General features: G+C 41.3%; 3 protein-coding genes. All 3 read right to left on the bottom strand.

Annotation, left to right across the window (positions count from 1 at the left end; translation table 11 throughout):
* The coding region (locus tag GYX91_RS10920) for an ESPR-type extended signal peptide-containing protein (RefSeq protein WP_202983740.1) at positions 1 to 4,329 on the bottom strand (4,329 nt) is incomplete at its 3' end.
* 883 nt (positions 4,330 to 5,212) lie between these two features.
* Positions 5,213 to 5,569, bottom strand: a complete 357-nt coding sequence (locus GYX91_RS10925) for a hypothetical protein (protein ID WP_078474286.1) — start codon at positions 5,567 to 5,569, stop codon at positions 5,213 to 5,215.
* Between the two features lie 123 nt (positions 5,570 to 5,692).
* Positions 5,693 to 6,610, bottom strand: coding sequence for a UDP-3-O-acyl-N-acetylglucosamine deacetylase (lpxC, locus tag GYX91_RS10930; RefSeq protein WP_084549854.1), 918 nt, complete (start codon positions 6,608 to 6,610; stop codon positions 5,693 to 5,695).
* Positions 6,611 to 6,640: the final 30 nt, after the last annotated feature.

Here is a 6,640-nt window from a genome sequence, read left to right on the forward strand (position 1 = left end):
TACATCACTTGAGTCTGCTGCCAGACTACCTTGGGCTACATTGGTAATTTTTTGTGCAGTACCGGTTGCATGACTGGCATCATAAGCAGATATATTGCTATTCCATTGCAGCGCATTCTGCTGTAATGTTTTTACATGAGAGTCAGCCGCAGTCAGACTGCTTGATGCTGATACAGACAGACTGCTCAGACTCTGATTAGTCTGTTCCAGCTGACTGACCAATCCATTCGGACTTTTATTTTGTAAATCTTCTAATGAAGTTGACAAAGAGTTAAAACCTGAACTAACGCTATCAGACAAAGTACCAAGATGACTATTAGTCGTGAATAGCTGGCCACCAGTAACCACATCACTTGAACCGGCTGCAAGATTTCCAGCCAGTACATTTGTAATGCGCTGCGCTTTTCCATCGTGAGTAGCATCATATGCGCCACCGTCAATGTCGTTATTCCATAACAATGCATTGTGCTGCAATGATGCTACGCTGGAATTGGTTGTACTCAGTTTATCCTCAAAAGTAGTAGACAGACTATTGATTTTCTCATTGGCAAACTGACCCAGTGCGCTAGAAAGGCTACCCACACTGGCCGATGTTGATGAAGAAATTGAATTCATCTTACTATCAACATTATCAGACAGAGTGCTTACACTATTATTGGTATTAAACAGCTGGGCGCCTGTTACTACATCACTTGAGTCTGCTGCCAGACTACCTTGGGCTACATTGGTAATTTTTTGTGCAGTACCGGTTGCATGACTGGCATCATAAGCAGATATATTGCTATTCCATTGCAGCGCATTCTGCTGTAATGTAGCTATATTTGAATTAACAGAGCTTAACCCCGTATTGGCCGCTGCAGAAAGAGAGCTCAGACCGCTACTCAGCGATTGATTTAAATCAACTGAAATATTATTCAAACTGGCAGATGTCGAACCAGACAAACTTACCAATCTGCTATCCAGACCGGCAGACAGAGTAGCTACACTGGTATTGGTGTCAAATAATTGCTTACCGGTGACAACATCAGTGGAATATTCATTCAGATCACCATCTTTAACATGGGTAATTTTCTGTACACCATTTTCAACACCATGGCTGGCATCGTAAGCACCGTCTTTCCACTGTAAAGCATCCTGCTGCAAGGTAGTAATACTGGAATTGATATTATTCAAACCTGTACTAAGGGCTGTAGATAAACTGCCCACACCATCCGCAGATAGATTCTGCAGAGAACTGGATAAATTATTCAAACTTTCTGCTGTAGAACTGGAAAGACTAAACAGCTGTTTACCGGTCACCGCATCGGTTGAGTCAGCACCCTCTCTGCCGTCTGCTACATTGGTAATGCGCTGATTACCAAATGCCGGATGTTTAGCACTGTATGCCTTATCAGTATCATTCCATTGCAAAGCATTATCCTGCAAGGCCGCAACTTCGCGCTGATTGTTTCCCACAAGTCCGGAAAGACTACTAATAATCGACTGAGAAGAGCTGCTTAAGGCCGTACTCAGGCTGTCTAACCCACCTGTAGTTGATAAAGATAGATTATTCAGAAGATTATTGGTTGTATATAACTGTGCTCCGATCACCACATCAGATGAATCTGCTGTTAATGCACCGGCAGCAACACCTGTAATTTTCCGATTACCGGCATCATAAGCGATTTTACTTTCATTCCATAACAGAGCTTTATTACTTACATCGTCTATTTTTTGGTTACTGTCTGTCAAACTTGTACTTATTGTGCTGGTTACGTTATCCAGTTTAGCTACAGTAGCAGTCGAAAGACTGTATAACTGTCCACCGGTAATTACATCTGTTGATCCCTGTTCAGTACTGCCGTCTGCAACATTGGTAATTTTCTGAGCTTTTCCGTTACGCTCAGCATCATAGGCACCATCTACCTTATTTTCACCCGCTTTCCATAGTAAAGCATCATTTCGCAAACTGGACAGGCTGCTACTTACGCCACTGGCTACTGTAGACAAACTAGTAATATCTGCTATATTTGAATTACCCACTGAATTTGACAAGCTGGTCAAACTTGAAGCAAAACTGTCTGATAAATTAGACAGATTTGTATTGGTTTCATATAACTGCGAACCAATAACCACATCACTGGAATGAGCCGAAGAAATATCACCGGCCGCAACATGCGTGATTTTCTGGGCTTTTCCGTCACGTTCAGCATCAAATACACCATCTTTTAACTGTAGTGCATCCCGGCTTAATTGATTCATGCTGGTTGAAGTATTGTCCAGAAGCTGACTGAGCTTATTTGAAGTTTCTGACAGGGTTGTGCTGATTGAAGCAGACATTGAAGTGGAATTCGATAGCGCAGTGGAAATACTGCTTATCGCAACAGTTGACAAACTGCTCAATGCTGAATTGGTATTATAAAGCTGTCCGCCATTAATAGCATCAGTTGATTCTGGCGATAAATCACCGGCCGCAACATTGATAATTTTTGCTGTATTTGCCTGACCATGAACTGCATCATAAGCCTGTACATCGTCATTCCACCGTAATGCATTTTCCTGCAACTGGCTGATACTGGTTAAAACTGAAGTATTTACTGCATCAAGTTTGTTATTAGTTTCAGTAATCCGGCTGTCCAGTAATCCGGCTGTATCTACCAGCTTGCTGTCATATGTAACTAAAGTTGAATTGGTCGTATTTATCAGATTATCTAATTTATTGTCGTTTTCAGTTAAATGGCTTACTGTTGTAGAAGACAGATCATACAGACTGGTTGACACAGAATCGCCCAGGCTTTTTAACTGAGCCACATTGACAGCATCAGTATCCTGTGTACCGGCAGCCAGGCCGGTAATCTGCCGTGTGACACCGGCACTGGCATTACCAATCGCCACCGAGCCTCTGGTACTGTTCCAGGTAGATGATGTGGCATCATGAACCCCACCTGCAGGATCATAGCCAGCCACACCTGCTGCGGCTGTAGTTGCAGAATTACTGCCTATAGCCACGCCGTTATCAGAACTGACATTAGCCTCTGTACCGATGGCGACGCCATTCATACCACTAATTTGGGTCTTGTTACCCAGTGCCAGGGCATTAGCAGCACCGACTTTAGCTTCATTACCTACAATCATGGCCCCGGTAGCATTTGCAGAGACTTTGTTCAGATTGCCTAATATTCTTATATCATCTGCCTTAGTAGCACCGGTTGAATCAAGTGCTATAACATTACTATTACCGAATATACCGGTATTATTAGCAGCAATCGTACCATTCTGATTACCGAAAGAATAAGTGTCATTCCCGGTTACACTAGTGATACCGGTTGCCTGATCTTTATCTTCATCTGCAATTTCACCATTGACTGAATTATAAGCAGTTGTTGTCTGAGAGCCGCCAATTGCACCGGATCTTTTTCCGCTTACCTGATTGGCTGAGCCTATACTGATACTTTGTTCGCCAGTGGCCTGAGCTGTATTACCGATAGCTACGGCAGAATCTGCTGTAGCCTGTGCCTGAACACCTAAGGCAACAGTACCGTCAGCACTGGCCTGAGATTTCAAACCGGCTGCCACACTACCCACACCATTAGAAGATGCAACCGAACCTAAAGCTACACTGGAGACACCTGTAGCTTCAGCGCCGACACCAAAAGCAATGGAAGCCCGCCCGGAAGCCAGAGCAGCAGTTCCGACAGCTATCGCGCCGCCGGTAGTAGCGGTGGCGTTGGTACCGAATGCTACTGAGTAGTTACCACTTGCGTAAGAACCACAACCGGATGCAAAAGAATGGACACCATAAGCTACCGGCATTTTATTTGAGGCTGCGTCCCCTTGCTGAACAGCTTTATTCCCATTAACAGCAGTTGTTGTTGTACCATAGGCCGGATCAATTTGATTAGCAAAGCGTTTATATTCGTCCAATGCAGAGATTAATGCACCAGTAATTGTACGCTCCGGATCACTCCTGCCCGCAACTTCATCGGCTCTGCAGTTTGTACCATCTTTAGAAAAACCATTAATCCCATTGATAACTACAGAACCATGACTTGCCCATACCTTACCTTTTTGATCTGCATACTTTACTTCAATACTAGGGTCACTCAAGCTAACACCACCAACCAGTGCCGTATTTGCAGCAAAAACATTCGGAATAACGAGTGAAAAATTCAGAATTGAAGCGATAAGACTCCGTTTAAAGACTGATCCGAATCGGGACTTACTTTTTATCATGCCTGTGGCCGGCAAGCAGGCTACGGTATCGGACTTGGTTTTGCTCTTAGCTAGTTCGGAGGCGGCCACCCAGGTCTGGGTCGTTTCATTCCATATAGCACGATATATTTTATTCAATTGGTTTACTCCTGATTAGAAATCATGCCGTCAAACAAAATTTGTATAAATTTAAATAAAGTTAAAATTTAAAATTAAATCTTTAAGCAATATAACATAATATACTTGCTTGTATGTATTCAACAAATTTAAATAATATTTAGTAAACTCAATAAAAACTATATTTTTTATAAAAATAAATATCTGAAATTCAAATATTTTTTTAAATTTATTTCAAAAATTAAATATATAAATATGTTAATTAAATAGATTGTTTATATATTATTATTGTCTTATTAACACCACAGTAATCTGATTAATCCGTTTTCTCAAAATTAAAAAATTAGAATGGCATTTTATTACACCTAAACAAATCTGATCTAAATAAATGGTTTTAGGCAGTTAGATTTATTATCTGCTTTTCGTTTGCTAGCCACTTGAATAAATACAGTAATGGAAGTAAATATAGTTATTAATTAGCTAAACGACGCAAATTGGCCGCAATTAAATTACGCTTACACATCATTTGAATTGTATTTTGTGTATTACCATTTCTGCATAACAGAATAAAATTTGATCCGGCATAATATTAATCCATCAAAACAGACAGATACAGACAATGCATCTATATTCGCAGAGAAAAGCAGAATAGCCAGAAAATCTAGATCAAGGCATAACAGAATGTTATGCAGAAAGGTACAAAGCAAAAATGGTCTGACTGTAAAAACAATATGCTATTTAAATTAATAAATAGCATATTGTTAATCTGAATTAAAAATATAACTGTGAATAGTTAATTACAGAAGAATTCAATTTTTAATTAATAACCATGTAGCCGGAATACTGGTTTAACAGCCATATTCAAATCAATCAGCAGCCATATCGAATCTATATAATCCGGTTACTACTCCATTTGTTTTTCAACATCAATCAGCGCCCGGCGCGATAAAGCCAGATTGGCACGGTGGCTATCAAGTACTGAATACAAAAACAGGCTACCCAGTTTTTTCAGCGGCCGGATCAGATGATACTGCTGCCCCTGTGTAATCAGTATATCCTCAATTTCATCGCTAAGATCCAGCATCTGCATAGTTTTGATTTTAGAGCGGATAACTTCCGTACTGCTGGCCGCGGCAATTTCCAGATCAATTTTATTAATGGCATTACCGGCCATTAACATACCATTATCATAATCAACCACCGCCGCCGCCAGTGCACCTTCTACGTTTAGTAATTGCGCTACAACAGCTTGATAATCCATTGCATTTATATCCCGGAATAATATAATAAAGTGAAGCCGGTTAAATATTATCCGGCCAGTTTAACCTGATTTTGTTAAGTAATTATAACATATTCTTAACATGAATATTATCATGGCCGCAAGTCAGGCTGCATGCGGCAACTGATGAAATGCGGCCGGCAGCTGATAATTATGCGGAAAAGTTACCCATTCATAGGATTGTGGCTGCGCCAAAAGCTGCCTTAACAGCGCATTATTGATCGCATGGCCGGATTTATGCCCCTCAAAGGAGCCAATAATCGGGTGACCAAGCGTATAAAGATCTCCGACAGCATCGAGAATTTTATGCCGGACAAATTCATCCGGATAGCGCAATCCTTCAGGATTAAGCACATCCGTATCATCAATTACAATCGCATTACTCAGATTACCCCCAAGCCCCAGATTGTGGCTGCGCATCAGTTCTACTTCCTGCATAAAACCAAATGTCCGCGCCCGGGAAATTTCATCAACATATGACTGTCCTGCAAAATCAATCCGGAAAGTCTGGTTACTGCGATTAAAAACAGGATGATCAAAATTTATGGTTAATGTAATCTGAAATCCTTCATATGGAGTAAATTTTACCCATTTATCTCCCTCTGTCAGTACCAGCGACTGTTTAATACGCAAAAATTTTTTTTCGACAGGCTGATCAATTACCCCGGCATCCTGTAACAGATAAATAAAAGGCAGGCTGGAACCATCCATAATAGGGATTTCCGGTGCATTAAGCTCAACAATAATATTATCGATTCCATAGGCAGCAAATGCCGACATAATATGCTCGATGGTGCCAATACGAATACCGTCCGGCGTAACAACCGTAGAAGATAAACGGGTATCGTTAATCAGTTCAGGAGTCAGCGGCACAAGCCGGCCAAATTCTCCGTTCAGATCCGTCCGGCGAAAACGAATACCACTATCCGAAGCAGCCGGATGCAGACTCAGGCGTACCCGTTCCCCGGAATGCAAACCCACTCCTGTAACACTGATACTTTTTGCTAATGTGCGCTGCAGCATATTCTGTTCCTGATCAATCCGACCATCCTA

This window comes from Snodgrassella sp. ESL0304, from assembly GCF_013344995.1.
Taxonomy (GTDB): domain Bacteria; phylum Pseudomonadota; class Gammaproteobacteria; order Burkholderiales; family Neisseriaceae; genus Snodgrassella; species Snodgrassella alvi.

Coding starts and splice junctions, on each gene's coding strand:
- GYX91_RS10925 (WP_078474286.1), bottom strand. CDS start 5,569: ATGGATTATCAAGCTGTTGTAGCGCAATTACTAAACGTAGAAGGTGCA.
- lpxC (WP_084549854.1), bottom strand. CDS start 6,610: ATGCTGCAGCGCACATTAGCAAAAAGTATCAGTGTTACAGGAGTGGGT.